This window comes from Vibrio sp. Vb1026 (assembly GCF_033338745.1).
In the GTDB taxonomy this organism is placed as follows: Bacteria; Pseudomonadota; Gammaproteobacteria; order Enterobacterales; family Vibrionaceae; genus Vibrio; species Vibrio alginolyticus.
In genome coordinates, this window is record NZ_JAWOTH010000114.1 from 1 (window position 1) to 1280 (window position 1280).

Annotated in this window: 1 protein-coding gene and 1 pseudogene; both read left to right on the forward strand. The window is 47.9% G+C overall.

The window, feature by feature from the left end; genetic code table 11:
• The coding region (folC, locus tag R7E47_RS24585; protein WP_318085335.1) for a bifunctional tetrahydrofolate synthase/dihydrofolate synthase at positions 1-1113 on the forward strand (1113 nt) is incomplete at its 5' end.
• 14 nt (positions 1114-1127) lie between these two features.
• Positions 1128-1280, forward strand: a pseudogene (locus tag R7E47_RS24590) (cell division protein DedD); the annotation flags it as partial.

Below are 1280 nucleotides of genomic sequence, written 5' to 3' on the forward strand. Positions count from 1 at the left end.
GTAATCACTGTTGCCGGAACCAATGGCAAAGGCTCAACGTGTGCGCTAATGGAAGCAATCTTACTCGACGCTGGCTATTCGGTAGGCGTTTACAGTTCTCCTCATCTGATTCGTTATAACGAGCGTGTGCGCATTAATGGTGTAGACGTGGAAGATGCTAAGCACTGTGAAGCGTTTGACTATGTAGAAAAACAACGTGGTGACATCAGTTTAAGTCTGTTCGAGTTCGGCACGCTTGCAGCGCTGCGTATTTTCCAAGTCGAAAACGTCGATGTAGTGCTTCTTGAAGTTGGCTTAGGTGGGCGACTAGATGCAACAAACGTCGTTGATCACGATGTGTCAGTGATCACCAGCCTGGCGATCGACCATGTAGATTGGCTTGGTGACGACATCAATGTTATCGGCTTTGAAAAAGCGGGCATCTACCGTGCAGGTAAACCCGCGATTTGTGGTCAACCACTGCCTCCAGCGACGGTTGCAGCCCATGCTGATGATATCGGTGCTGAATTCTTCCAAGTCGGCATCCAGTTTGACTACGCTCTAACTGAGAAAGGTTGGAAGTGGAGTAGTGGTGCTTTTGCGCTTGAGGATCTTCCTCTGCCTTCGCTACCTCTTCCAAATGCTGCCACTGCTTTAATGGCTCTAGGCGCGTCGGAATTGCAAATCACTGACATAAACATCGTGAATGGCTTGAATAATGCTCGACTCGCGGGTCGAATGCAGGTACTTCAACACGAGCCAGAAATTGTGTTGGACGTGGCGCACAACCCTCACTCTGCTGAGTATTTAGTTGAAAAGGTAAAAACTCAGTACGCAGGGAAAACTATCCACGTTGTAATTGCAATGCTGCATGATAAAGACATCAAAGCGACATTGGCCGCGCTTAAGCCCATCGCGACGCATTGGTATCCAGCATCGTTGACTGGGCCACGGGCTGCAACGGCGGATGAATTGTGCCAATACCTACCGCAAGGGCAAGTTCAGTTCCAAACACCGGTTGAAGCGTTTGAGAGTGCATTAAGCAGCGCTGCTTCAAACGATGTTGTGTTGGTCGCAGGCTCATTCCATACCGTAGGTGAGGTATTGGAGCATTGGCAATCAAAGAATAAGTAATCAAAGGTAACTTGATGGCAAGTAAATTCCAAAGTCGTTTAGTCGGCACCATCATTCTAGTCGCAGTGGGAGTCATTGTTCTCCCTGATGTTCTAGATGGTAAAAAACTGCACTACAAAGAAGAATTTGCCAGCATTCCTATCAAACCTGAACTTGATAGTGATGTG